Origin of the sequence: Mycolicibacterium madagascariense (assembly GCF_010729665.1) — a bacterium.
Classification (GTDB): Bacteria; Actinomycetota; Actinomycetes; order Mycobacteriales; family Mycobacteriaceae; genus Mycobacterium; species Mycobacterium madagascariense.
Window position 1 is genome coordinate 1,634,974 of the sequence record NZ_AP022610.1, and the last position, 25,765, is coordinate 1,660,738.

Annotated in this window: 25 protein-coding genes and 1 tRNA gene; 17 read left to right on the forward strand and 9 right to left on the reverse strand. The window is 68.3% G+C overall.

The genetic code is table 11. The features are described 5' to 3' along the window. Positions 1–85: 85 nt before the first annotated feature. From G6N60_RS07690 to G6N60_RS07700, 3 genes are all read left to right on the forward strand, one after another. Complete coding sequence (locus G6N60_RS07690) at positions 86–1,117, forward strand: YlbL family protein (protein ID WP_163734811.1); 1,032 nt, start codon at positions 86–88, stop codon at positions 1,115–1,117. Between the two features lie 75 nt (positions 1,118–1,192). Beyond that, positions 1,193–4,207: a UPF0182 family protein gene (locus tag G6N60_RS07695; RefSeq protein ID WP_163734815.1), complete on the forward strand. Its 3,015-nt coding sequence runs from the start codon at positions 1,193–1,195 to the stop codon at positions 4,205–4,207. 242 nt (positions 4,208–4,449) lie between these two features. Further along, positions 4,450–4,523: transfer RNA gene (locus G6N60_RS07700), tRNA-Met, on the forward strand. Between the two features lie 78 nt (positions 4,524–4,601). On the opposite strand, the gene G6N60_RS07705 is transcribed toward G6N60_RS07700, so the two are convergent. Further along, positions 4,602–4,943, reverse strand: coding sequence for a hypothetical protein (locus G6N60_RS07705; RefSeq protein WP_163734820.1), 342 nt, complete (start codon positions 4,941–4,943; stop codon positions 4,602–4,604). 513 nt (positions 4,944–5,456) lie between these two features. Between G6N60_RS07705 and G6N60_RS07710 the strand changes: the two genes are divergently transcribed. Genes G6N60_RS07710 through G6N60_RS07720 form a run of 3 tightly spaced genes read left to right on the forward strand, consistent with a single transcriptional unit; the run spans position 5,457 to position 7,295 of the window. After that, entirely contained in the window at positions 5,457–6,227 is a 771-nt protein-coding gene (locus G6N60_RS07710) for an SDR family NAD(P)-dependent oxidoreductase (protein ID WP_163734823.1), read from the forward strand. 47 nt (positions 6,228–6,274) lie between these two features. Continuing rightward, on the forward strand, positions 6,275–6,652 hold the full coding sequence (locus G6N60_RS07715) for a hypothetical protein (RefSeq protein WP_163734826.1): 378 nt from the start codon (positions 6,275–6,277) through the stop codon (positions 6,650–6,652). Between the two features lie 22 nt (positions 6,653–6,674). Continuing rightward, the gene (locus G6N60_RS07720; RefSeq protein ID WP_163734829.1) at positions 6,675–7,295 is read left to right on the forward strand and encodes a class I SAM-dependent methyltransferase; all 621 of its coding nucleotides are present in this window, start codon (positions 6,675–6,677) and stop codon (positions 7,293–7,295) included. 36 nt (positions 7,296–7,331) lie between these two features. Here the strand turns inward: G6N60_RS07720 and G6N60_RS07725 are convergent, their stop codons facing one another. Continuing rightward, positions 7,332–8,198, reverse strand: coding sequence for an SDR family NAD(P)-dependent oxidoreductase (locus G6N60_RS07725; protein ID WP_163734832.1), 867 nt, complete (start codon positions 8,196–8,198; stop codon positions 7,332–7,334). A gap of 103 nt (positions 8,199–8,301) precedes the next feature. Here G6N60_RS07725 and G6N60_RS07730 point away from each other — a divergent pair, with 103 nt between their 5' ends. After that, positions 8,302–8,865 carry a TetR/AcrR family transcriptional regulator gene (locus tag G6N60_RS07730; protein WP_163734835.1) on the forward strand — a complete coding sequence of 188 codons (564 nt, stop codon included), beginning with the start codon at positions 8,302–8,304 and terminating at the stop codon, positions 8,863–8,865. Here the strand turns inward: G6N60_RS07730 and G6N60_RS07735 are convergent. From G6N60_RS07735 to G6N60_RS07745, 3 genes are all read right to left on the reverse strand, one after another. Then, positions 8,862–9,506 (reverse strand): cysteine hydrolase family protein, encoded by a 645-nt coding sequence (locus G6N60_RS07735; protein ID WP_163734839.1) that lies wholly within the window; start codon positions 9,504–9,506, stop codon positions 8,862–8,864. The genes G6N60_RS07730 and G6N60_RS07735 overlap by 4 nt on opposite strands. A gap of 7 nt (positions 9,507–9,513) precedes the next feature. Next, the gene (locus G6N60_RS07740; protein ID WP_163734844.1) at positions 9,514–10,365 is read right to left on the reverse strand and encodes an SDR family NAD(P)-dependent oxidoreductase; all 852 of its coding nucleotides are present in this window, start codon (positions 10,363–10,365) and stop codon (positions 9,514–9,516) included. A 367-nt stretch (positions 10,366–10,732) separates the two neighbouring features. Next, positions 10,733–11,866, reverse strand: coding sequence for an AI-2E family transporter (locus G6N60_RS07745; protein WP_163743622.1), 1,134 nt, complete (start codon positions 11,864–11,866; stop codon positions 10,733–10,735). Positions 11,867–12,337: 471 nt separating this feature from the next. On the opposite strand from G6N60_RS07745, the gene G6N60_RS07750 reads away from it, so the two are divergent. Further along, complete coding sequence (locus G6N60_RS07750; protein WP_163734847.1) at positions 12,338–12,700, forward strand: hypothetical protein; 363 nt, start codon at positions 12,338–12,340, stop codon at positions 12,698–12,700. A gap of 696 nt (positions 12,701–13,396) precedes the next feature. Here G6N60_RS07750 and G6N60_RS07755 read toward each other — a convergent pair. Next, entirely contained in the window at positions 13,397–14,068 is a 672-nt protein-coding gene (locus G6N60_RS07755; RefSeq protein ID WP_163734850.1) for a response regulator, read from the reverse strand. Continuing rightward, positions 14,022–16,259 (reverse strand): sensor histidine kinase, encoded by a 2,238-nt coding sequence (locus G6N60_RS07760; RefSeq protein WP_163734854.1) that lies wholly within the window; start codon positions 16,257–16,259, stop codon positions 14,022–14,024. Before G6N60_RS07760 ends, G6N60_RS07755 begins: the two co-directional genes overlap by 47 nt. 355 nt (positions 16,260–16,614) lie before the next feature. Here G6N60_RS07760 and G6N60_RS07765 point away from each other — a divergent pair, with 355 nt between their 5' ends. The 5 genes from G6N60_RS07765 (at position 16,615) to G6N60_RS07785 (ending at position 19,963) form a co-directional block, all read left to right on the forward strand. After that, positions 16,615–16,800 carry a hypothetical protein gene (locus G6N60_RS07765; protein ID WP_163734856.1) on the forward strand — a complete coding sequence of 62 codons (186 nt, stop codon included), beginning with the start codon at positions 16,615–16,617 and terminating at the stop codon, positions 16,798–16,800. A 77-nt stretch (positions 16,801–16,877) separates the two neighbouring features. Next, positions 16,878–17,159, forward strand: coding sequence for a fibronectin-binding protein (locus G6N60_RS07770; RefSeq protein ID WP_163734859.1), 282 nt, complete (start codon positions 16,878–16,880; stop codon positions 17,157–17,159). Between the two features lie 101 nt (positions 17,160–17,260). After that, positions 17,261–17,845 carry a TetR/AcrR family transcriptional regulator gene (locus tag G6N60_RS07775; protein WP_163734863.1) on the forward strand — a complete coding sequence of 195 codons (585 nt, stop codon included), beginning with the start codon at positions 17,261–17,263 and terminating at the stop codon, positions 17,843–17,845. Positions 17,846–17,927: 82 nt separating this feature from the next. Continuing rightward, on the forward strand, positions 17,928–18,362 hold the full coding sequence (locus tag G6N60_RS07780; RefSeq protein WP_163734869.1) for a lipoprotein LpqH: 435 nt from the start codon (positions 17,928–17,930) through the stop codon (positions 18,360–18,362). A 62-nt stretch (positions 18,363–18,424) separates the two neighbouring features. Then, the gene (locus G6N60_RS07785; protein ID WP_163734873.1) at positions 18,425–19,963 is read left to right on the forward strand and encodes a class I adenylate-forming enzyme family protein; all 1,539 of its coding nucleotides are present in this window, start codon (positions 18,425–18,427) and stop codon (positions 19,961–19,963) included. Here the strand turns inward: G6N60_RS07785 and G6N60_RS07790 are convergent. Continuing rightward, a complete protein-coding gene (locus G6N60_RS07790; RefSeq protein WP_163734876.1) occupies positions 19,960–21,243 on the reverse strand; it encodes a TetR/AcrR family transcriptional regulator in 1,284 nt (427 codons plus the stop codon). The two genes, G6N60_RS07785 and G6N60_RS07790, sit on opposite strands and share 4 nt — an antisense overlap. A gap of 38 nt (positions 21,244–21,281) precedes the next feature. Next, positions 21,282–21,593: an acyl-CoA synthetase gene (locus tag G6N60_RS07795; RefSeq protein WP_163734879.1), complete on the reverse strand. Its 312-nt coding sequence runs from the start codon at positions 21,591–21,593 to the stop codon at positions 21,282–21,284. Between the two features lie 113 nt (positions 21,594–21,706). Here G6N60_RS07795 and G6N60_RS07800 point away from each other — a divergent pair, with 113 nt between their 5' ends. From G6N60_RS07800 to G6N60_RS07815, 4 genes are all read left to right on the forward strand, one after another. After that, positions 21,707–22,906 (forward strand): amidohydrolase family protein, encoded by a 1,200-nt coding sequence (locus tag G6N60_RS07800; RefSeq protein ID WP_163734882.1) that lies wholly within the window; start codon positions 21,707–21,709, stop codon positions 22,904–22,906. 25 nt (positions 22,907–22,931) lie between these two features. Further along, positions 22,932–23,150, forward strand: coding sequence for a hypothetical protein (locus tag G6N60_RS07805; protein ID WP_163734885.1), 219 nt, complete (start codon positions 22,932–22,934; stop codon positions 23,148–23,150). Between the two features lie 77 nt (positions 23,151–23,227). Next, a complete protein-coding gene (locus tag G6N60_RS07810) occupies positions 23,228–23,422 on the forward strand; it encodes a ferredoxin FdxE (protein ID WP_163734888.1) in 195 nt (64 codons plus the stop codon). Between the two features lie 75 nt (positions 23,423–23,497). Next, entirely contained in the window at positions 23,498–25,765 is a 2,268-nt protein-coding gene (locus tag G6N60_RS07815; protein ID WP_163734891.1) for an acyl-CoA dehydrogenase family protein, read from the forward strand.

The following is a 25,765-nucleotide window of genomic DNA, read 5'->3' on the forward strand; positions in this document are numbered from 1 at the left end:
GTGGGTCACGCTGAGAGTGAACTCGGCGTGCCTGGGCGAGCGCAGCGACGGGGTGTCAGCCGAGCGCCCTAATGTAGGCGGCGTGATGGGTGGTGCGAACAGACGCGTCTTGACGCTGGTGGTGGCGCTGGTGCCGATCGTGATCTTCGGTCTGCTGCTGTCGGTGGTGACGGTGCCGTTCGTGGGTCTCGGTCCCGGTCCGACGTTCAACACGCTCGGCGAGGTCGAGGGCAAGCAGGTCGTCGACATCAAGGGCACGGACGTGAAGCCGACGTCGGGCCACCTCAACATGACCACCGTCAGCCAGAGCGACGGCCTCACCCTCGGCCAGGCGCTGCGGCTGTGGATGTCGGGCGACGAGCAGCTGGTGCCGCGCGATCTGGTGTATCCGCCGGACAAGTCGAAGGACGACATCGACAAGGAGAACACCTCGGACTTCAAGCAGTCCGAGGACAGCGCCGAGTACGCGGCACTGGGCTACCTCAAGTACCCGGAGGCCGTGACCGTGCAGAGCGTGACCGATCCCGGGCCGTCGGCGGGCAAGCTGCAGGACGGTGACGCGATCGACATGGTGAACGACAAGCCCGTCGCCAAGCTCGACCAGTTCACGGCGATCCTCAAGACCACCAAGCCCGGCGATCCGCTCGTCGTCGACTACCGCCGCAAGGACGGTTCGCTGGGCACGACGACGATCACGCTCGGCAAGAACGGTGACCGCACATACGGCTACCTCGGGGTCGGCGTGCTCGACGCGCCGTGGGCGCCGTTCACGATCGACTTCAACCTGGCGAACATCGGCGGCCCGTCGGCGGGGTTGATGTTCAGCCTCGCGGTGGTGGACAAGCTGACCACTGGCGACCTCAACGGCGGCAAGTTCATCGCGGGAACCGGAACGATCACCGGCGAGGGCAAGGTCGGGCCGATCGGCGGGATCACCCACAAGATGTACGCGGCCAAGGAGGCAGGCGCGACGGCGTTCCTGGTGCCGGCCGACAATTGCCACGAGGCGAAATCCGCCCACGACGACGGTCTGCAGCTGATCAAGGTGAACGACCTAAGCGGCGCGGTCGATGCATTGAAGGCCTATTCGGCCGGTGGCGAACCCCCGCATTGTTGAGAAGTGGCTCACCGGCGGATGCGTAGAGTTATGGCACGTCGAAACGCGGCGTGACTGACCGACTGGAGTTGACGAGTGGGGATGCGGCCCGCGGCACGGATGCCGAAGCTGACTCGACGTAGCCGAATTCTGATCTTCATCGCGCTTGCCGTCGTGGTCCTGTTGCTCATCGGTCCCCGCCTGATCGACACCTACGTCGACTGGCTGTGGTTCGGCGAGCTCGGTTACCGCTCGGTGTTCACCACCACTCTGGGCACCCGGCTCGTCGTGTTCCTGGTGGCGGCCGCGCTGATCGGGGGCGTGGTGTTCGCCGCGCTGTCGCTGGCCTACCGCAACCGGCCGGTGTTCGTCCCAACCGCCGGGCCGAACGATCCCGTGGCCCGCTACCGCACGTCGGTGATGGCCCGGCTCAAGCTGTTCGGCATCGGCATCCCCCTGTTCATCGGGCTGCTCGCGGGCATCGTCGCGCAGACCTACTGGGTGCAGGTGCAGTTGTTCCTGCATGGCGGCGACTTCGGCGTCACCGATCCGCAGTTCGGCCTCGACCTCGGCTTCTATGCCTTCGATCTGCCGTTCTACCGGTTGGTCCTGAACTTCCTGTTCGTCGCGACGTTCCTGGCGCTCATCGCGAACCTGTTGGGGCACTACCTCTTCGGCGGGATCCGGCTCTCGGGTCGCACGGGCGCGCTGAGCCGTTCGGCCCGCGTGCAGCTCGTCACGCTGGTGGGCACGCTGGTCCTGCTGAAGGCGTTCGCCTACTGGCTGGACCGCTACGAGCTGCTCAGCCACACCCGCGGCGGCAAGCCGTTCACCGGCGCCGGCTACACCGACATCAACGCGGTACTGCCCGCGAAGTTGATCCTGCTGGCGATCGCGCTGATCTGCGCGGTGGCGGTCTTCTCCGCCGTGGTGCTGCGCGATCTGCGCATCCCGGCGATCGGGGTGGTGCTCCTGCTGTTGAGCTCATTGATCGTCGGCGCGGGCTGGCCACTGATCATCGAGCAGTTCAGCGTCAAACCCAATGCGGCGCAGAAGGAAAGCGAATACATCAGTCGCAGCATCACGGCGACGCGGCAGGCCTACGGCCTGACCGACCGGGACGTCACGTATCGCGACTACAGCGGCGACGCCCAGACCACCGCGCAGCAGGTGGCGTCCGACAGGGCGACGACGTCGAACATCCGACTCCTCGACCCCACGATCGTCAGCCCCGCGTTCACGCAGTTCCAGCAGGGCAAGAACTTCTACCTGTTCCCCGATCAGCTCGCCATCGACCGGTACAACGCACCGGACGGCAGTCTGCGCGACTACGTGGTCGCCGCGCGGGAACTGAGTTCCGACCGGTTGATCGACAACCAGCGCGACTGGATCAACCGGCACACCGTCTACACCCACGGCAACGGCTTCATCGCCTCGCCGGCCAACACCGTCCGCGGCGTCGCCAACGATCCGAACCAGAACGGCGGCTACCCGGAGTTTCTCGCCAGCGTCGTGGGTGCCAATGGCAGTGTGGTGTCACCGGGTCCCGCGCCGTTGGACCAGCCGCGCATCTACTACGGCCCGGTCATCGCCAACACCGCCGAGGACTATGCGATCGTGGGCAAGAACGGCCCCGACCGCGAGTACGACTACGAGACCAACACCGAGACGAAGAACTACACCTACGCCGGTAGCGGCGGCGTGCCCATCGGAGACTGGTTGTCGCGGAGCGTGTTCGCGGCCAAGTTCACCGAGCGGAACTTCTTGTTCTCCAACGTGATCGGGGAGAACAGCCGAATCCTGTTCAACCGCGACCCCGCGCAGCGCGTGCAGGCGGTGGCGCCGTGGCTGACCACCGACACCAGCGTGTATCCGGCCATCGTCAACAAGCGGATGGTGTGGATCGTCGACGGCTACACGACGCTGGACAACTATCCGTACTCCGAGCTGACGTCGCTGTCGTCGGCCACCGCCGACTCGAACGAGGTGGCGCTCAACCGGTTGGCGCTCGACAAGCAGGTGTCCTACATCCGCAACTCGGTGAAGGCCACCGTCGACGCCTACGACGGCACCGTCACGCTGTATGCGCAGGACGAGAGCGACCCGGTGCTCAAGGCGTGGGAGTCGGTGTTCCCCGGCACGGTCAAGCCGAAGAGCGACATCAGCCCGGAACTGCAGCAGCACCTGCGCTACCCGGAGGATCTGTTCAAGGTGCAGCGTGCGCTGCTCGCCAAGTACCACGTGAACGACCCGGTGACGTTCTTCTCGACGTCGGACTTCTGGGACGTCCCGCTCGATCCGAACCCGACGGCCAGCAGCTTCCAGCCGCCGTACTACATCGTCGCGAAAGACATTGCGTCCAACGATGATTCAGCGTCCTTCCAGCTGACCAGTGCGATGAACAGATTCAGACGGGACTTCCTGGCGGCCTACATCAGCGCCAGTTCGGATCCCTCGACGTACGGCAAGATCACCGTCCTGACCATCCCCGGTCAGGTCAACGGTCCCAAGCTGGCCAACAACGCGATCACCACTGACACCGCGGTCAGTCAGGACCTCGGCGTCATTGGCCGCGACAATCAGAACCGCATCAGATGGGGCAACCTGCTGACGCTGCCGGTCGCGCAGGGCGGACTGCTGTACGTGGAGCCGGTGTACGCCTCGCCAGGGGCCAGTGACGCCGCCTCGTCCTATCCGCGTCTGATCCGCGTCGCGATGATGTACAACGACAAGGTCGGCTACGGGCCCACCGTCCGCGACGCGCTCGACGAGCTGTTCGGTCCGGGCGCGGGCGCCACCGCCACCGGTCCGGCGCCGACGGATCTGCCGGCTGGACAGCAGGCGCCACCGGCGGGTGCTGCGCCACAGGGCAATGCGCAACAGGCTGCGCCGCCGGGCACCGAGCAGGGTCGGGCCCCGGAGGTGCCGAGCCCAGTGGCCGCCCCCGGTGGGGCGACGCAGTTGTCGGCCGCGAAAGCAGCTGCGCTGCAACAGGTTCAGACTGCCCTCGACGGCGTGCGACAGGCTCAGCAGAGCGGCAACTTCGCCGACTACGGTCGGGCGCTGCAGAACCTCGACGACGCCATGGGCAAGTACCGCGACGCGAAGTAAGTCCGTGGGGTCGGTGTCGGCAGGTCCCGCGGTGGGGTCGTGTTCAGGGCTCTCGTAGTGGGTCGGCCGGGGCGTCGAGGCGTCGACGGGGACACGCAGAATTCACGCCTGCCCGCCGGCGCTTCCAGGCCCTTGCACGGTCTGCGAGGCCGCCGCGTGGTGCCCTCGAATCGGCGTCCGCAGGGCGCTGAGCACGCGATTTGGAGCTGTGCCGCGTGCTCGGTAACCTAGTGTTCACCCGTCGCGGGGTGGAGCAGCTCGGTAGCTCGCTGGGCTCATAACCCAGAGGTCGCAGGTTCGAATCCTGTCCCCGCTACTAAAGTGAGACGGCCCTCGGAGATCTCTCCGGGGGCCGTTTTCATATTTCTGTCGACGGATTCAGGGACACGGGCTTTTAGACCTGCAGCGCGCAGAGACGCCGCTGCCCGCCCCGCTGCGGCGCGTCCTTCACGCGACGTTGGCTTGGGTCTCCGAGAAGAACCATCGTGGCGTGACCGATGCGGTCACCGACCACCCTGGGGTTGACGCCGGCCTTGAGAGCCGCCGCGGCGTGCGAATGCATAGTGCGCGCTTGCGTCCTGATTTCTTCTTTAGACCCGAAGGGCCCGACCGTCACGCGGTCTGTGGAGATCGTGTGGTCGGCGTTCTTGGTCTTGCCGCCGTTTTCCTTACGCAGGCGCCCTTTTACGACGGCCGAGTTGTGGGGCGCGGTGATATCGCCGGTCTCAAGGTCCACCGATGGCCGCTTGAGCCCGCCTCGCCGCGCGAAGTCCGCGGTCAGTCGACACGGAGCTGCGGGGCGGCTGCCCTTGATCGCGGCGAGAAAGCGTTGAACACCGTGGTGGTTCACACGTGTCGCCGAGTTCGGGCGACCTTGGGTGTCCGGACGTTGCTTGCCGGGTCGTCGTGACTACTTTGAGGGCGACGGTGTCGACGAACGCGCGGTGGAGCCTCGCGTGGACTCTGAGAACCTCTCAGGTGTCAGCTCCAGCAGCACCGTCTCCAGGACCACCCCGGATTGGTAGCGCCGGACCGCCGCTCGCACTGCGTGTAGTCGTGGTGCCGCACGATGTCGTACCCGGAAAGGCGGCACGTAAGCCTTGGGCCCGTCATGTGCAACGGGCTCGCTGGCGAGCCATATGAATCCATAGCGCGCCAGAGGGCCGTAGCTCTCAATGGGCCGGTCGGCGAGCCTAAGTCGTCCCGCGAACCTGTTGCAACTGACCAGTCAGTTGTTATGCTCCTGGGCATGACTCAGGCACCGCTCGAGGATCCACAGCCGGGAACCCGGACCGCGTTGGTCACCGGCGGAAGCTCGGGCATCGGCCGCTCAATCGTCACGGCTCTGGTCGGCGCAGGCTTCCACGTGTTCGTGACGGGGCGACGCCAGCCCGAACTCGACTCGTTAGTCGAGGAATTCGGCGACGGGGTCACGACCGTGCGTGGTGACGTGTCCCATCTGGACGACCTCGACGGCGTATACACCCAGGTGGCTCAACGCGGTCGGGGATTGGATCTCGTCGTGGCCAACGCCGGCGGCGGCACGTTCGCAACGTTGCAAGACCTGGAGCCGGAGGCCTTCGACCAGACCTTCGCCGTCAACGTTCGCGGGACGGTGTTCACAGTCCAGAAGTCACTCCCGCAGCTGAACGCGCACGCCTCCATCATCGTGCTCGGATCGACCTCGGCAGCGCGAGCCACGGCAGCGTTCGGCGTCTACTCGGCGAGCAAGGCCGCCATACGTCAGTTCAGCCGTGTCTGGGCCATCGAGCTTGCGCCGCGGGGCATCCGGGTCAACACCGTCACTCCGGGTCCCACGGAAACGCCGGGACTCGCCGGTCTCGCCGCCGACCCGGCTGAGGCGCAAGCCCTCTTGGACCAGGAGGCGGGTCGCGTGCCGCTCCGCAGGCTCGGACAGCCGTCGGAGATCGCCGACGCCGTGCTCTTCCTGGCGTCGCCTCGAGCCAGCTTCATCACCGGAACGGAACTGTTCGTCGACGGTGGGGAATCGCAAGTCTGATCCCAGTGGCGCGACCATGGCCTGAATGGGTTCGGAAGGGAGTCGCGGTGTTCATCTTCATCGCCACCAACCGCGTGCGCCCAGGGCGCGTGGACGACGAACGTGCGCGCGTCCCGGGTTGGGTCGATCTCATCGAGCGGGCCGAACCGCGCCTCATCGCGTTCCACGAGTTTCTCAGCGAAGACGGTACGGAGGTGGAGTACGTACAACTGCATCCCGACGCCGCCTCCTTCGAACATCACCTCGGTGTGCTTGCCCGCGTTGGTGATTCCTACCGTGCCACCTTGGCGGCCACCACGGCCGTCCGCATCTACGGACCCCTCACGGAGTCCATCGTGACGGCGTTGCATGCATCGTTCGGTCCGGCCGTCCCGATCACGTTCCTGCCGACGCACCTCGGGGGATTCACCAGAAGCCAGAGCTGACGGGGGAAGGAGAAACAGACCGATGGACGACGACACCCGCACCGCTTACGAACGTGGCGCTGCTTCCTATGCGCAGGAATGGGAGGACGAGCAGGACGCCCCCACCGATCTGTACGACCTGCTCGCCGAGTTCTTCACTCCCGGAACGGCATTCGACGTCGGGTGTGGTTCCGGGCGCGATGCCGCCTGGCTCAGCGCTCACGGCTATCAGGTCACCGGATTCGATGCGTCTCCGGCGCTGCTGGAGCAGGCGCGCCGCCGCCACCCCGGCACCCGGTTCGAGACGGCCACCCTGCCCGATCTGGCGGAGTTGACGGGCCGCTCGGCGGCCAACGTGCTGTGCGAAACCGTGCTCATGCACCTGCCGTTGGCGGACATCGGACGTGGCGCCGCGCGTCTCTACGACCTCGTCGAGCCGGGCGGGGTGCTCTACCTCAGCTGGCGCGTCACCACCGGTGCCGACGTCCGCGACGATGCGGGGCGGCTCTACACCGCGTTTCCCGCCGGTCTGATCCGAGAGGCCCTGAACGGTGCGGTCGTGCTTCACGACGCGGAGCAGCGCAGCGCCTCCTCGGGCAAGGTCATCCACCGCGTGATCGTCCGACGGCCGGCGCGAGCGACCGGGCGTGGCCGTCCCGTCTAGCTTCGAGGTCGACCATCACTGCGAATCACGTTGTCTTCACTGCACTTCCGCGGGGAAGTCGACGGGGTAGGGCTCGGCGAAGTCGGCCGACCTACCGACTGCGGCCCACTTGCGATCCTCGGCGAGCAGCGACTCGTCATGGCGTATCGACCCTTCCACCGCGTTGACCCCCAGTGGCAGGTGGTACGGCAGGTCGGTGCGCCCGACGATGCGCACCAGGATCTCAGCCGCCCGTGCGGGATCACCAGCAGAGACCGCGGCACTGGAGCGCACGGCGCTCATCGCGCCGACGGTGTCGGCGTAGCGGTCGGGGATGTCCGCACTGCTCATGGACGACCCGGCCCAGTCGGTGGCGAATCCGCTGGGTTCGACGACGAGGACCTTGATGCCGAACGGCCGTGTCTCGCTCTGCAGCACACGGGAGAAGCCGTCGATCGCGAACTTCGCGGCTTGATAGGACGCGATGCCTGCCGAACCGCCGACGCGTCCGCCCATGGACGAGAACTGAACGATGACGCCGCCGCCCTGTTCCCGCAGTACGGGGATGGCGGCCTTCGACACGTGGTAGACGCCCCAGAAGTTGGTCTCGAACTGCGCCCGGAAGTCCGCGTCGTCGCCGGTCTCGATCGGTGCGACGTTGGCGTACCCCGCGTTGTTGACGACGACGTCGATCCGGCCGAAGCGGTCTCGGGCGGCCGCGATCGACGCACCCGCGGCGGCGGAATCGGTGACGTCCAGCGGCAGCGGGAGAACGCGGTCGCCGTGGGCGTCGACCAGATCGGCGAGCTGCTCGGGCCGACGTGCGGTCGCGGCGACGCAGTCGCCCGATGTGAGCGCTGCTCGAACCAATTCGCGCCCGAATCCACGGGAGCTGCCCGTGACGAACCAGACCTTGCCCGACACGGCGTCCGCCCTTGTATGTAACTGACTAGTTGGATAGACAGACCATTGAACTCCGGTGGGGACGCGTGTGCAACTGACTGGTCAGTCGCTACACTTCGAGGCCATGGTGCGTGACTCGGTCCAGACCAAGGCTCGACTGCTGCAGGCAGCCATCGACGAATTCGCCGCTTACGGCATCGCAGGCGCGCGGGTGGACCGCATCGCCGAGGCCGCCGCGACCAACAAGCAGATGATCTATTCCTACTTCGGAAACAAGGACGAACTCTTCGATCAGGCCTTCAGCGCCGACGTCGAGCGTTTCCGCGAAGCCGTCGACTTCGACCCGCTGGACCTCCCGGGGTATGCCGGTCGGCTGTTCGACCGGTTCGAGGACGACTCCTCCTCGCTGCGACTGTCGACGTGGTATCGCCTGGAGCGGCCCACCGGCCCCGGCCTGCAGGCAGTCGCCGAGATCAACGACGTTCGGCTGCAACGACTTCGGGACGCACAGAAGAAGGGTGCGGTCACCACCGACTTCGCGCCCGCGGCCCTGCTCGCGCTGATCCAATCGATCGCGACGTCCTGGTCGACGATGAACCCCGAATTCACCTCGTCGAAACCCCTGGCGCGCAAGGAACGCCGACGCACCGTGGTGGAGGCCGTGCGGCGCATCGTCTCGCCGACCTAGCTCTGCGCGCCCTCCATCGCCGCGATGACGTCCGCGGCCGGGCTGAGTCTCACTCCGATGCCCTGCATCTCGGCGACGCCGCGGTCGTAGAGGCCAGAGATCGCATCGGTGACCAGGATGATGCGGTAGTCGCGTTCGCTGGCTTGATAGATGGTGGTGCGCGGGCAGTTCGGGTAGTTGCAGCCGGCGATGACGACCGTGTCGACACGACGGGCCTGCAGGTGGGTGTGCAGCGCCGTGTCGAAGAACGCTCCCCAGCGCGGTTTGTACATCACCACCTCATCGGGACCCAGCGATTGCAGGTCACCGGCCAGCAGCAGGTCGTCGTCGAGGGTGGTGTCCGAAGGCGCCACGGTGGGGGCCAACTGATGGCCGGGGTGACCCGCGTGCAATACGGGTGTGGGACCGGTGACGAGGTCGCGCCGGACCGGCTCGGCATTGCTGCCGTCCGGGCGGTAGATGCGCACCACGTGCACGATGGGCCGGCCGGCTGAGCGAAAGGCGTTGCACAGGGCGCTGATTCGCGGCACTGCGGCCGACGTGCCGGGAACCTCCAGTGGCTGCCCGTCCAGGGTGTCGCGCTGGACGTCGATGGTGAGCAGCGCGGCGCAGCGGTAGTGCGGTTCGGTGAGTGCGTTCATCGGTTGCTCACGCTACGTCCGTTGGTTTCCAGGGCAACACCTCACCTGATCGCACCAGTCGTCCGTAGTGCTCGGGCTTGACGGGGTCGAACACGAGGTCCAACACGGCGCCCGCGGCCTGGGCGGGCGTGGGGGCATCGCTGACGTCCCACCACGCCGAGGAGGTCGGGGTGTTCATCATTCCCGGGCAGACCGCGGCCAGGAGGACCTCGGCGTCGGCGTCGGCGTCGCGGCGCTGGGCGGCCAGCGTGCGCACGGCGGCGACCTGACCCACCTTGGACGGGATGTTGACGAAGCCGGGCCACGCACCGCCGCGGGCACTCCCGTCCTTCACGGCCTCGACCCACGCGGCGACCTGATCGTCGACGTCGTCCAGCGTCGCCAGGTCGTCGAAGCGGTCCCACAGCACCGGCGCAAGGTAGTTCAGCGTGCCCAGCGAACTGGCGATGACCAGGAACCGTCCGCCGGGGCGCAGCAGCGGGAAGAAGGAGCGCAGGCAGCGCGTGGTGCCGAAGTTGTTGATCTGGGTGTATTCGTCGACGATGGCAGCCGGATCGTCGTCGGGACCCACGCGCATCACGGCGTTGTTGATCACGATGTCCACACCGCTGTGACGGTGGGCGAGTTCAGCGGCGAAGCGTGCGGCGGCGTGGGGATGACTGACGTCGAGCACCTCACCGTGGACCTCGGCGGCGGTGGACCCCAGCGACTCGATCGCGTTGGTGATGTGGTCGTAGTTGCGGCCCGTCAGATAGACGGTGTCACCGGGTTGCAGGCGCTGCGCCAGACCGTCGACCAACGCCAGGCCGAGTCCCTGGGTGGCACCGGTGACTACGGCGACGCGTGGGTGGTGCGGCATGGGAACGCTCCTGCTGGTTGAGGTGTCGTTAGAAAACGGTCGTCCCCGTCAACGGTAGGGACGCCGTGCCCATGACGACAGCGAGAGATTCGCAACCCCGCCATGCCTAAACGGAATGGCACGACCAGCCGGGCGCGACACCGCGTCGGGCGCACCTCGCTGCCCGCAGGTGCGGCGCCGGGGTAGTGCGCTGCCTCCCCGACCGCGCAGTCGATGCGCCCCACCCATCGCCATGCGAAAGCCGCCCACGGGCACACCACCCTGTCGGAGCCTCGTCGGGCAAAGTCTTCACGCTGCAGTGGCGCAACTACCAATGCGTTTCTTCCAGCCAGTTGACAGGCACCGCAGCACCCCCAACCCCCGAACGTCACGTCCTGTCCAGTCGCGGATAGAGCACCTCGGTCACGATCAGTTGCAGCGCCGCGGCGATCGGGATGGCGACCAACGCGCCGACGATCCCCAGCAAGGCTCCACCGACCAGCACGGCCACGACCGTGGTCAGCGCCGGCACCTCGACGGCCCGCCCGATTATCTTGGGGACCAGCAGGTAGTCCTCGACCAGTCGGAAGACCACGAAGAAGGCGATCGTCGCGATGCAAACCGGAAGCGACACGGTCAGCGCCACCGCGGCCACCACCACGCCGGCGATGGTCGACCCCACCACGGGGACGAGGTCGAACAGTCCCACGAAGATGCTCAGGAGCAACGGGTAGGGCACCCCGAACGCCATCAACCACACGAACGATGCGGCTGCGGCGATCACCGAGATCAGCACGTTGCCCAGGACGTATGCGCCGACCTTGGCGAACACCTCGTCGCCGATGAGGATCGTCCGCGGGCGCCGGCTGTGGGGCACCATGCGGTAGAGCGTGGCGCGGATGCGGGGCATGTCGACGAGGAAGTACACGGTCAGGACGATCGCGATCAACACGTTGGCGATGGCCCCGAAGACGGCGGCCCCCGCATCGACGATCTCCTGCAGTATCGACCCGCCGGACCCATTGACTGCAGACGTGATGCGGTCCTGCACGTGGAACCGATCGTTGACCCGACCGATCAGCGAGGAGTGATTCTGGGCCCGCTGCACGTACGTGGGTGCCTCGCGGACCAGCTCGGAGGCCTGCTCCGATAGCGGCGGGATCGCCGCGGCGATGAACGCCCCCAAGACGAGGACGAAGATCGCGAACACGATCGTGGTGGCCGCCCAGCGCGGCAAACCGCGGTTGACGAACCAGGACACCGCCGGCTCCAACCCCAACGCGAGGAAGAACGCCACCCCGATGAGGATGAGCACGTCGGACAGCGACGTCAGCACCTGTACCGCGCCATAGGTGACGGCAACCCCGGCCGACGCGGTCAGGCCGATGAAGAAGGGGGAGCGGCGGTCGAACCGGCGTCCGGGAGACCCCAGGGGGTGTTCCTCGGAACTCAACTCCGCGGCGAGATGCTCGGCTTCGGTGACCGGGCCCTCCGTCGCGTCATCGTGGGGTTGACCCACCATGGCGTGGTGCCCCGTCTCGGCGAGCGCCTCGTCGATCCCGCCGTCCGTGCTGTGATCGTTCGACACCGTGCCACCCTTCGCCCGTGGGCGGTCATTGCGAACTCGTCGTCGCGCGCCGTCCATGATGTACCCCCAGGCGAGGCTCCCACTCCCGGCAGTCCCCGAATGCGCGGGCGGCGGCGAGAGGACGTGACGACGCGGACGCCGGTGGCCTGAGCTCGGGGTACACCGCTGCTATGCCACGTACGTCAACACCGTTGGCGCACGATCACCTCGCGGTGACGACGTCGGCCGTTGGCCGCGCCTCGGGCATCGCGGCTGGGCCCGCCGGCCGGTCGTCATGACCGTCAGCCGATCCCTCCGGACCCGTTGCCGCCGGAACCACCCGCTCCGCCGGGTCCGTGTGCTCCACCGGAGCTACCGGAACCTCCGGTACCGCCGGAGCCGCCGGGGTTGGGCCCTGGAGTGTTGGTGTCACCGCCGGGAATGCCCGGCCCGGCGGGGCCCACCGCACCCCCTGAGCCGCCGGTCGCGCCCGCGCCACCGCCGGTCGAGCCCGAGCCGCCCCCCGCGCCGGGGGCGCCGGTGCCTGGCGCGCTGGGTGCGACGACGGAGCTGGACGCGCTCGGAAGGGATGAGCCACCGGTAGTGCTCGGAATCGGCGCGGCGGTGGACGAGGTCGAACTGCTCGAGGTGCTGGACGGCCCGCTCCCGGATTGCGATCCGCAGGCCGCCAGCAGCACGCTGACGGTGGCCACGGCGCTCACGGCAATGACGGCCGAGCACGTCCGAGCCGATCCGCCGGTGCGTCGACGTGCACCGTGGGTGTTCTGAGTCGTCGTCATCGTGGTGTGCTCCGCTCCCAAGAGGCCAGTGTCGAGGGCGTCTTTCCCGACGCCCACTCGACCCAAACTGGGGAGCGCTCCTGTTGGTGCTGCGTTCATCTGCTCGCCACGAGACACCGACCCAAGCTCTCCCCTCGTGAGCTTGGGTCGGGTCCGCTCGTGGGCCGGCCGCTGGCACGGCATCGGCGGGCAGCGCACCACCACCAGGGCGTCGCCGAACGCCACTGGATCATGCCCGCATCGGCCAAAGGCCAACGGGCCCAGGGCGATCGGTGCTCAGGTGCTCACGCCAAGACCCTCTGCGCGCGAAAGGCATTGGGCGGCGGCGGTTCTGGCCGCTGCACGGAATGAACCGCGCGTGAACCTGGCAGGATGGCTTCCGCCGGTGTCGTTACCGAGCGCGGCGGCGGCCGATCCCGGGTCCGGCCTGCCCCGGCTTGACGGCCGTAATCATCGACGTCACGAGTGTCCTTCCCCCTGGAGCTGCGGTGTGCGTGGCCGGTCCTCCATCCGACTCGCCTTAGGTTGTAGCACCTGGAAACCTCGTCGCCTAGCGAGGGGACTCGTCGACGACCGAAGTTCATCCGTTCGAATGACAGGAACCCCGCTTCCCGTCGAAGGCGTTGGGCACGAAGCGATTCGACGTCGACGGTCACGCAGGCGGCGGACGCCTCGCCTGCGGTGCCTAGAGGTCGTTGATGCTGATGATGCCATCTTGGACGGCGCGGGCGACGAGGGCGGCCTTGGTGGGGGCGGGGCGCCCGGCGGCGGCGTACTTGGCGCGCACGCGCTGGAGATGAGTGCGCACGGTGGTGGCCTCGATGTGGAGTTGTCGCCCGACGAGGTCCTTGTTCTCGGTTTGGAACCACGCGACGAGGACCTCGGTCTCGCGAGCGCCGAGGTGCGGTCGCCCCTCGCGCGCGTCCTGACACATGGCGCCGGCCATCCGGGGGCCCACGAACGGGGTGTCGCTGCAGGCCGCGTGGATGGCGTCGAGCAGGTGCCGTCGCCCCTCGGACTTGACCAGGTAGCTCAGGGCGCCGAGGTCCAAGCAGCGCAGGATCACTTCGCCCTGGTCGATGTGGGAGTAGACGATCACCCGGTGCCCGGCGTCGACGATGCGTTCGAGGGCGTCGAAGGCGGGTCGTCTGCTGCGCAATTCGAGGTCGAGGACGACGACGTCGACGTCGTCGGTGGGCTGGGAATGGTTGGCGAGGAACGCGTCGGCGCTCAGGTAGTTGGCGGCGACGTGCACGGGCGGCGTCGCCTCGCTGCACCAGGCGCGGATGCCGGCGTGCACGACGTCGTGATCATCGATGATGCAGATCGACGGCCTCTGCCGATCGGGTGTGGTCATCTGGCCGCGTCTCTCCTCCCCGGAGCCGGTGGCGCACGGTGACCCATACCGTTTCGCCCGCACCGACTACGTCGACATCATCGCTCGTGCTCGTCTGCAATGCCGACACGTCGGCATCTTCGACGTGGTCGCAGACGATCGACGCCAGCACCACGTCGTCCAGCGCGAGAACGGTGACGCGGGCGGACGATCGGGTGACGGCGAGCGCCGCGCCGAGCGGTGCGGCGATGTCGCGGGCGTCGGCTTCGGTGACCGACGGCAGCGCGCCCTGGACGTCGACGCTGACGTCGATGCCACGCTGGTCGGCGGCGTCGATGGCGGAGCGCAGCTGGGCCAGCAGGGGATGGTCGAACACCGCCGACTGGCTGAAGAGCACACGCAGACGCCGCGATTCGACCTGGGCGCGGTGTCGCATCGCAGGGTCCACCGGCGTCCGCTCACGCCAGGCCTCCAACAGCGGGCGCACGTTGGCCAGGAGGTTGGCGTAGCGGCGCCGGTATTCGATCCGCAGTGCCGAGGTGATGTGCTGCCTCGCCACGAGTTCGGTTTGGGCGGTTAATTCGTCGTGGGCGTCGGCGGCCGCGTCGGCGACCAAGCCACTGAACAACAGGGCGAACAGCTGCACGGCCAGGATGCTCGCGGTGCCCAGCCCGAGGTTGACCGCAGTGTGTGCCGAGGGTGACCGAAGAAAGGTGTAGGCCCCCACGATGACCCAGACGCTCACCAGCCAGGCCGCAGCGTGGCGCACCGGATACCTCAGGACGAACGGCAGCACGCACCAACCGATCGCCGCCTGAGACCACTGCGCCTGACCGCCGAGCACCGTCGGGGGCAGTAGTACGGTCTGCGCCAGTGCGATGACCACCAGCGCACCCGGCAGCAGCGCGGGACTGCTGCGCTTGCGCAGCGTGAATCCGATTGCTGAAAGGGTGATTACGGCCGCGGACGCCGCCAGGGTGAGCTGCCATCCCGGGTGGGCGGTGGCGGAGAGGGAGGGTGGCGCCATCGAGGCCAGGCTGAGCACGGCGTACGCGGTGAGCGCCAGGGCATATCCGGTGCGGGTCCGCTCGATGAGGCGGTCCGGGTCGCCGACGGCGTCGGTCAGTCGCCGGGGCTCCTCCGGGTTCGGCCACGTCAGGGTGACCGTCGTGCCGTGCCCGACCGACGACGTGACGGCCGTGCTGCCGCCGATGGTGTGCATCCTGGCCGTCATCGAATGACTGATTCCGTAGCCCGGCGCAGCGGCGGTCGGGTCGAAACCCCTGCCGTCGTCGGTGATGACGATGCGATGGGGTACGACGTCCAGTGTCACGATGCCGGCGCGGGCGTGTCGGTCGACGTTGTTGAGCGCCTCCCGGATCACCGCCACCACGCAGTGGCCGATCTCGGCATCCACCCACAGGGATTCGACGCCGGTGCAGCGCATCGGAGTGGCGTACTGCGGGCTCAGATCACGAAGCGCGGCAACGACGTTCATGGGTTCGGAGGATTCCGGCTGCGGATCGCCGAGCATCTCGAGGTCCCGGCGCGCCTGCCGGGCGAGCCTCTCCGGTGAGAGAGGGGAGCCCTGTCCGACGAGGAGCAGGGTGGAGGCCACCGTGTCGTGCAGGAGGCGCAGTTGCTCGCGGTCGTAGTCGCGTACCGCCTCCGCCACCCGCTGCGTCACGTCGGCGTGCTGCCGTCGGGCCCGCGCCGCGTCCACGGCGAGAGCGACCCGCAACTCGGCCAAGCGAATCAACGCACACGTGGCCCACTGCAGCCCGAAGTAGTAGAGGTTGAACACCTCGTGCACGTGCGGCCAGCCGATGACCGCCGCCGCCCCCGTGGCGTAGCTGGCCGCGATGATCGACGCGACGACGATGCTCACCCGTATCGGCAGGCCCACCGTGAAACCGATGACGGCCGTGCCCGCCACCGCGATCGGTGCGCAGTTGGAGAGGTAGAACCGTGGGTCGGCGACGAGGAGGGGAATCCCCAGGCACACCGCGACGGTGAACGCGACGTCGATGGCGGTGGCGAGCGAAGAATGCGATCGGGTGGCCAACCGGTGGATGGCCCACAGGCCGAGCGCTATGAGCAGCAGCTGGCCGGGCAATCGTGCCGCGGAGTCGGGGTCGGCGAGCGCGACGACGGCCACCAGGAGATTGGCGGTGTGGCGCATCGCCAAGCCGATGTTCGCAGCGCGAGACACCAGGTGGCGTTGCGACACATCGTGTCTCGGTCCCACGTCGGCATCGGCCAGCCAGCCACCGACGGGGCTCGTGCCTACCCCCGGTGGCTCACCGTCCCTGGGCTCGCCCACACTCCGCCAGGCCGAGTTCGTCCCCACCCCGTCAACCCCCACCCGGAGATCATGCCCGGTTCGGCCTGCTGGCGAGGCGATGTCGACGTGCGCAGGGCCGGGTCGTGTCGTTCGCCGGCATTGGCGGTGGCAACGATCCTGGGGCTAGCACTCACGGGGCGCGAGTGCTAAATTTCGATGTTGCACGGTGCGCGGCCCCCCGCCACGGTGACAGGTCCGTCGACAGCATTGGAGGTGCATTGCTGTGTTGCAGTTCGAGTCATTCCGCGCCGTCGATGCGCGCGGCTACGGCGTCATTCGCGGTCAGGCCGGGATCGGCCGCCGACCGGTGTTCCGCCCCATGCAGGTGCACGAGATCGACCACGACCGCTACGCGCTGACGTCCGCGGTACCCGGGTTCGACGAGCCGGTCGGCGACCTCGTCGGCTGACCATCCGGCCAGACCACCGCGTCGGCGATATAGCCAAAGGGTTTAATGATTCGGGGGCGGGCGGCTACACTGAGCCGATGGGTGTGGCGAAGACGAGGGCGCTGGTCGCGGCGGTCGGCATGGTCGCCGTCGCCCTGGGTGTCGCAGCGCCCGCCGCTGCCGACGTCGACGATCCGTGCCAGCTCGGGGTGACCTTCCTCTGTCGATTCATGCCGATCGCGCCCGGGCTCGACCACGACATCGACCTCACCCAGGGCTCGGGGACGTTGAATGGCCAGAGCCTGCAGCAGATGCCCGCCGGGCAGCTTCCCGAGGATGGGCCTCCGGCACCGGTCTGCGGCGCGAACGGCTGCAGCTAGTAAGCGGGTGGTATCGCGAGATGGGTTGCGCTAGAGCTTCTTCGGTGGTCTCGACCCCCGGTGTCGCCATGGGTGAGCCATCCCGCGGGAAGGGCTCGCCGATGACGAGCGAACTACTGGACGCCAGGGAGCAGGGCGTGCGGGATCGGTTGATCGCGGCCGCGGACCACGAGTTGGCCGAGAACGGAACGCTGTGCGGTCGGTTCGAGGCAGTCGCGCACCGGGCTGGGGTATCCCGTGCCACCGCCTACCGCCAACTCGGCAGCATCTCCGAATTGATCACCCAGGTGGGGCTGCGGCGGTCGGAGAAGCACACCGCGTTGGTGACCGAGCTGATGTCCCGGGAGCGGGATGCCCTCGCGAAGATCGAGGCATCCCTGATCTACAGTGCGCGCGAATTGCCCAACGAGCCCATCGTCTTGGAGCTGATCGCGCGACGGTCCACCTCGGTCGTCGACCCGGAGGTGCGCCGGCTGATCACCGGTGTCCTCGCGCCCGTGCTCGCAGCCGGCCAGGCGGCCGGCGAAATCCGCAGTGACGTCGAGCGCGACCTCGTCATCGAGTACCTCACCGAGCAGTGCTATCTCATGACGCAGGCCGACGACAGATCCGCAGCGGCAGTTCGGCAGCGATTCCGGTGTTTCATCGCCCCCTGCCTCACGCCACCGGACGCCGTCGCGCAGTGAGCACGTCGTGATCGTCGGTCAGGCAGCGAACGAATCAGCCCACCGCGGGCCGGGGTGGGCGTGTCCAGATTGGGGTGCATCGATGGACGTGAAAGTCCTCGCGCTAGCGGGTCTGCTGATCGGCGTCAGCGCGGCGTGCTCGTCGCCGGCGGCCGTGTCGCCGCGAGCGGGCACGATTCCGGCTGGGACGGCGGACGTTTCGGTCGATGGGCGACAGCTCGCCCCCTCACGAGACGTGGGCTGCACGTTCATTCAGTCCTACACCACCATCACGACGGGCAGCGGGCCCATGGGCACGACGACGGTCGTCGACAATGCCGACGGACTTACGGCGAAGTCCGTCGACATCCGCGATCTGGGCGGGTTCACGGGGAGCTACTGGCAGAACCTCGGTGGGGAGGCCGCGGTGGCGATGACGGGCCGCACGTTCACCATCACGGGCACCGCGGAGGGATTCGATGCCGCGAACCCCAGCGCGCGCATCGCGCGGCCGTTCTCCATCAAGGCCAGCTGCTGACGGCGTACGCAGGCCGAGCGTCCGGGTCGAGGCGCACGGCACCGGAGCCTCACCCCGAGGGCATGACGCTCGGCGACATCGTCACCGACAACGCGCTGCGCTTCCCGAGCGGCGTCGCCTACCGGCACGGTGAGCGCACCCTCACCCACGCACAACTCAGAGAGCGGGCGCTACGTCTGACGTCGGCGATGGCCCAGGCCGGGGTCGGCCACCAGGACCGCATCGCGGTGCTGAGCCGCAACGGCATCGAGTTCGGCGAGCTGCACGCCGCCGCGCAGGTGAGTGGAATCATCATGGCCACCATCAACTTTCGACTGTCGGCACCAGAGGTCGAGGACGTCCTGCGCCGGGTGACGCCGTTGATCGTCTTCTGCGCCGACGAGTTCGCCTCGACGCTCGCCGGGTCGATCGCCGAATGGCCCAACCCGCCGCTGCTCGTCACGATCGGCGGCGCCACGCATCCCGGGGCCATCGACTACGAGCGCTTCGTCGAGGGCGGGCGGGCCGTCGAACCGGACGCCGTCGCACGGCCGCAGGACGTCGCCTACCTGCTCTTCACCAGCGGCACCACCGGCGCCTCCAAGTGCTGTGTCGTCGGGCAGCGTGAATTGCGGAGCATCGCCTACACGATGAACGCTGAAATGCGGTGCGGCAGTGATGATCGCGGTCTGATCAACATGCCGATGTTCCACGTGGGCGCACTCGCGATCATGCTGGGTGTACATGCCCGCGGCGGTACCGTCGTGCTCCAGCAGCAGTTCGACGCAGCGCAGGCGGTCCGATTGATCGCGACCGAACGGATCACGGTGCTGCACCTCGCACCGGTCATGCTCAAGAGTCTGCTCGACGAGGTGGCTGACCCCGCGGCCGTGACATCCGTTCGGACGGTGGTGTATTCGGCGGCGCCGATGACGGCGGTGACGTTGCGTCGGGCGTTCGACGTGCTGCCGCACGCGGGGTTTCTCAACCTGTACGGGCAGACCGAGGTCATCGTGTCCGGGTTGCCTCGCGAGCTGCACGCACTCGACGGCCCGGACGCCGAGGAGCGCCTGCGTTCGGTGGGATTTCCGTTCCCCGGCACCATGATTCGGCTCGTCGACGACAGCGGACGGGACGTGCCCGCCGGGGCGGCGGGGGAGATCGTCGTGCGGTCGGAGTCGGCGTTTCGCGGCTACTGGAACGACGAGGCGGCCACGGCGGCCACGCTGCGCGACGGTTGGTGTCACACCGGGGACGTGGGCCGCATCGACGATCGCGGTCTGCTGTACCTGGTGGATCGCAAGAAGGACGTCGTGATCAGCGGCGGTGAGAACGTGTACTCCCCTGAGGTCGAGGACGCCGTCAGCTCGCTGGACGGCGTCGCGGCGTGCGCCGTGATCGGGGTGCCCGACGAGCGGTGGGGCGAGGCCGTCTGCGCCGTCGTCGTGCCCGATGCCGACGCAGCACTCACGCTGGAGACCGTGCAGGAGCACGTCCGAGGACGATTGGCCGGCTACAAGGTGCCGCGCCGGTTGGTGGTCGTCGACGAACTGCGGGTGCTGGCCAGCGGCAAGGTCGACAAGAAGCGCTTGCGGGCGGACCTGGCTGCCGACGAAACCTAGAGCGACCGCAACAGCGACCGGCGCAGCAGGGTCACCATGAGGTCGGCGGCGCCTTCGTCGTCGCGCGTCGGCGCCCCGGTGGGTTCGCTCATGCGGCCGAGCACCGCGAGGAACACCGCGCCGGCTGCTCGAGCGTCGATTCCCGGCGGCAGGTCGACGGAGGCGAGCAACGCGGCCACCGCGTGGTGAACGGCGCCGATCCCGTGCTCGACGGCGGCATCGTTGAGTTGATCGGCGACCGTGCCGTCGAACCAGGCGCGGATGACCCCGCGGTACTCACGGTGGAACCGGACGTAGCCCAGCATCCACCCGGCGAGGGTGGCCGCAGCGGTCCCCGGCAGCGCCGCCGCGTGCGCCTCGATCTCGAGCACGGCCCGGCGGGTCAGCTCGGCGAGGATGTTCTCCTTCGTGCTGAAGTAGCGGTACAGCGTGGCGCGGCTGACGTCGGCGGCCGCGGCGATGTCCTCCATGCCGACCGCGTAATACCCGCGTTCGGCGAACAGCGTCGAGCTGACCGAGAGGACGTCGTGCGCGATCGGGGACAGTGGCACGACGTCGGCGGGCACCGGGGCAGGGTCATCGTCCGTCACGTCGGACGTCGGCGGCGCGGCGTCGGGAAGGGCCCGCAGCGCGTCGTCGGGGGTGTCGGGGAAGAGCATCAGTTGCAAAGCGACGGTCAGTGAGGACGTGAGCACCGAGCGCTCGGGCAGGGGAAGCATCGCGCGGCACCGGTAGAGGTTGACCATGTGGGGGATTCGGCCGAGAGCGGCGGCCCCATCGTGCACGTCGAGGCCGCCGAGGTCCACCCGGCGAAGCCGATCGGTCACCTCGAGGCGGTAGGCCTCGGCCACCGCGCCGGCGTCGATGACGGATAGCCCGGTGGGCGTGCCGATGCCGGGAAACTCGGCGAAGACGGCCGCGTGCGCGTCGTAGAGGTCGGCCCATTCCGCCAGCCACTCGTGGAGGGCTTCGACCCCGTCGGCGGTCGGGCCGAGGGCGCCGAGTCGCTCGCCGTGTGCGAGCACCTCGCGCTCCGACGTCGCGCTCAGCTCCCGGAAGATGTCCTCCTTGCCCGCGAAGTACTGGTAGACCGTCGCGCGCGAGGCCTTGGCTGCCTTGGCGATGGTGTCCAGTGACGTCCCGTGAAAGCCATTGGCCAGGAACACCTTCGCCGCGCTCGCCAGAATGCGTTCGCGCGTGTGCAGACCGCGACGACCGACGCCGACGTTGGCGGGGGGTGCATATCCGGGACGCCGCAGCTTGTCCGGAGTCGCGCCCATACGAGGATTATCCCGGTAGACCCAGGCCGACGCCGCACTCACGTCGGCGACGGTCCCGGCAGGTTGCGCTTGGCCTTGCCCGGATAACCGAAGAACTTCTCGAAGTTGGCGTCGTTGATCGGCTGGGCGGTGTTGCGCGCCGCCGCCGCGCTGAGGGCGTCGAGGCGGGCGCTCGCCTTGTCCAGTTCCTCGGCCGAACCAGACCCCCGCAACCGCTCGACCTCGGCTCTTGCCGCGGCGACTTCGAGCCGCAGTCGCTCTCCTGCTTCGCCGAACGTCAGGAGGTCGTGATCGTCCTCGTCGACGGTCTCTCGCGCTGCACCATTCGTGGGCGGGGTGGGGGAATTCATGTCAGGGCTCTCAATCTATAGACGAATGTGGCCTACGCCATATAGTCTGTGAGACGAAGCGTCAGAAAACAAGACGTTGTGTCAGAAAATCAGCCGAGACGAAGGAGCGCACGATGCCGCTTCAGGACCACCATCAGATCGTTTCCGTCGACGACCACCTCGTCGAGCACCCGCGGGTATGGCAGGACCGGCTGCCCCAGAAGTACCTGGAGCAGGGCCCTCGCATCGTCGAGGAGAACGGCATGCACCTGTGGCACTACGACGGTTCGGTGTTCCCGACCATCGGGCTCAACGCCGTCGCCGGGAAGCCGCCGGAGGAGTGGGGCATGGATCCGGTCCGGTACGAGGACATGATCCCCGGCTGCTATGACCCGGTGGCCCGCGTCGCCGACATGGACCTCGACGGCGTGCAGTCGGCGCTGTGCTTCCCGTCGTTCCCCGGGTTCGGTGGCGGCACCTTCCAGCGCGCGAACGACAAGGACCTCGCGCTGCTGTGCGTGAAGGCCTGGAACGACTTCTACATCGACGAGTGGTGCGCGGTCGCGCCGGAGCGCTACATCCCGCTGGCCATCCTGCCCACCTGGGACATCGATGCCTGCGTGGCCGAGGCCGAGCGCGTGGCCGCCAAGGGCGCCCGCACGATCTCGTTCCCGGACAGCCCGGTGCCGCTGGGTCTGCCGTCGTTCCACTCCGATCACTGGGACGGGCTGTGGCAGGTCTGCTCGGACGCGCAGATGCCGGTGTCGCTGCACTTCGGCTCGGGCTCGTTCGTGCCGGGCTTCTCGTTCTCCACGATCAAGCCGGTGCCGGGGCAGATGGCCGTGATGGACGCCCCGTTCGCGGTGGCGACGGCACTGTTCTCCACGAACCTGATGTGGTCGACGGTGGACCTGCTGTTCTCGGGCAAGCTCCAGCAGTTCCCGGGTCTGCAGATCTCGCTCGCCGAGGGCGGAATCGGTTGGGTGCCTTACATCTTGGAGCGCACCGACTACGTCTGGGAGCGGCACCGCTACTACCAGAAGATCGACTTCGACACCCGGCCCTCGGATCTGTTCCGCAAGCACTTCTGGGGCTGCTTCATCGACGACGAGCACGGGTTGACGAACCGCGAGGCGATCGGGATCGACCGCATCATGCTCGAAATCGACTTCCCCCACAGCGATTCCAACTGGCCGAACTCGCGCAAGCGGGCCGCGGAGGTGCTGGCCGACGTTCCCGACGACGAGTGCGCATTGATCGTCGAGGAGAACGCCCGTCGGATGCTCCACTTCCCGCGGGTCACCGCAGACGATCGGACCCTGGCCGCCGTCTAGCGGCCATCGTCGGGGGGGTGACGGGATGAACGGCAACCTGGTCTTGCGTCGGGTCGCGCAAGCGGTTGTCGTCCTGTGCGCGGTGGGGTGCGTGGCGGTGGCCATCGCCGGGGACTGGCCCGATGCGGGGTTGGTCGCGTTGGCCGGCGCCCTGGCCATGGTCACCGCGCGCATGACGACGTGGAAGCTGCGGCACAGTAGCCAGTGGGTCATGGTGGCGACCACCCGCCACGAAAATAGCTAATCATTTGCCTTATTCTCACTAAGCTGATGTGGCGGAAGGCCGTCGCCGTCGTCCGGCGGTGCAGTGGAGGAGGATTCGTGAAGGTTCGTCTCGAACAGTCGAAGTGCGTGGGCCATGCGCAGTGCTATGCCGTCGACCCCGACTTGTTCCCCATCGACGATTCGGGTTACTCGATCCTCGAGGCGCACGACGTTGCGCCGGGGGATGAACAAGCCACCCGGGACGGCGTCGCCGCCTGCCCCGAACTGGCGCTCGTTCTCGAGGAGAGCTGACGCCCGCTCTTGCCAACGGGCGGCCGAACCCGGCAGACTGCAACATAGTTAACCAGGTTGACTTTGTGAGGTCTGATGCAGTCATGTGAATGGCGTCCCGCACTCGAGGCGTTGCTGTCCGAGTTCGTCGTGCGGCGCTCCGAGGCGGCTCGGTCGGGTGCCAAGCCCGACCGCATCGAGGCGGGCCGCGCGTGGCACGCCGAGCTCGTCGACCACGGCCTGGCCGCACCGGGGTGGCCCCGCGCCGTCGGTGGGTTGGAGCTGCCGCTCGCCGATCAGCTGGACTACTACCGGATGACGACGGATGCAGGCGCACCGCCGCACCCGTGCCCGCTGTCGTTCATCGTGGCCCCCACCCTCATCGCGCACGGCACCTCCGAGCAGAAGGAGCGGTTTCTTCGACCCCTGCTGCGCGCGGATGAGTTCTGGTGCCAAGGGTTTTCCGAACCCGGCGCGGGCAGCGACCTGTCGTCGCTCTCGACGCGGGCCGTCCGCGACGGCGACGTCTACCGGGTCACCGGCCAGAAGGTCTGGACCACGATGGCCGATCGCGCCGACTGGATGTTCGCGCTCGTGCGCACCGGGTCCGGCGACAAGCCCAGCGACGGCATCACCTACCTGTTGATTCCCATGAAGGCCGAGGGCGTCACCGTCCGGCCGCTGCGCGACGTCAGCGGGGCTGCGCACTTCGCCGAGGTGTTCCTCGACGACGTGGAGGTGCCCGTCGCCTACCGCGTCGGTGACGAGGGCGAGGGCTGGTCGATCATGCGGACGTCGCTGGGCCACGAGCGCGCCACGGCGTTCCTGGCCGACGAATTCAAGTACCGCAAGACCGCGGACCGGGTCATCGACCTCGTCGTGTCGCGTGGGCTCGCCGACGATCCATTGATCCGCCAGGACGTCGCGCGCCTGGAGACCGGGGTGCGCACGATCGCCGCCAATAGCGCTCGCGCCTTGGCGGCGGTGCTCCGCGGCGAGGATCCCGGCGGGGTGGCGTCGGTGAACCGGTTGGTCAAGTCCGAGTTCGAACAGCACATGCATGCGCTCGCACTGAGGGCGGTCGGTCCGCACGCCGCGCTGGGGAGTCGGGCCCGCGGTGCCATCGACGGCGGCCGGTGGACCTTCGGCTACCTGATGAGTCGCGCCACCACGATTGGCGCGGGAACCGCTGAGATCCAACGCAATACGATCGCCGAGAGCGTTCTCGGGCTGCCGTCACACCGCGGCGAGGGCACGCGTGTGGCCACGGTCGCCCCCGGTGCCCCGCTCGCGGTCCCCGAGGACGCCGAGCGCGAGCTCCGTGAGGTGCTCGCGCAGACCCTGGCCGCCACGGTCGACGTGACGGCGCTGCTGGATCGCACGCGCCCGATCGATGCCACCGAACCCGCGGTGTGGCAGGCGTTGGTCGAATTCGGGCTGCCCGGTCTGGCGGTCGCCGAGTCCCTCGGCGGGGGCGGGGCCGGGCCACGCCTGCTCTACGCCGCCATCGAGGAGGCGGCGAAGGCCCTGGCGCCCGCACCGCTGGTGCCGACGGTGACGGCGTTGGACGTCGCCGTGCACTGTGGCGCAAAGGATCTCGTTCGGCGCATCACCGCGGGCGCGACGGCGGCCTTCGCGGTGCCGCTGTCGGACGCCGGGTGGACGGTCGAGGGACCCGAGCTGCCCGAATGGGACGGCACGGTCGTCAGCGGCGCGGTACCGATCGTGGCGGGTGCGCCCAGTGCCGAGGTGCTGGTCGTGTTGGCGCGCAGCGCGGATGGTCCGGTCCTGGTGGCAGTCGAGACGTCCGCGGACGGGGTCGAGGTGACCGCCGAGCAGCCACTCGATCTCACCGCCACGATCGGTGCGGTGACCCTCACCGGTGCCGCGGGCGAGGTCGTGGCCGACGGTTCCGACGTCCTCGACGTCCTGCGCGGGGCCAGAAGTCAGGCGCTGCTGGCAGTCGCCGCCGACTCGGTCGGCGTGGCTGCGCGCGCGCTGGCGATGGCGGTGCAGTGGGCGGGTGAGCGCCGTCAGTTCGGCAGGGCGATCGGCAGCTTTCAGGCGGTCTCGCACCGCTGCGCCGACATGCTGGTGGCGCTGGAGGGGGCCCGCAGTCAGGTGCTCGCCGCCGCCGACGCCGACCTCGAGGGATCGGCGCACCTGGCCGAGCTCGCCGCGGCGGCCGCACTCGAGGCCGGCATCGTCGTCACCGAGGGCGCCCTGCAGGTCCACGGCGGTGTCGGCTTCACCTGGGAGCACCCCGTTCACCTGCTGCTGCGCCGGGCCCGCGCCAACGCCGTGTTGGTCGGTAGCCCGGACGTCTTGCGCGACAACGCCGCAGCCGTCCTGTTGAGTCGTTGA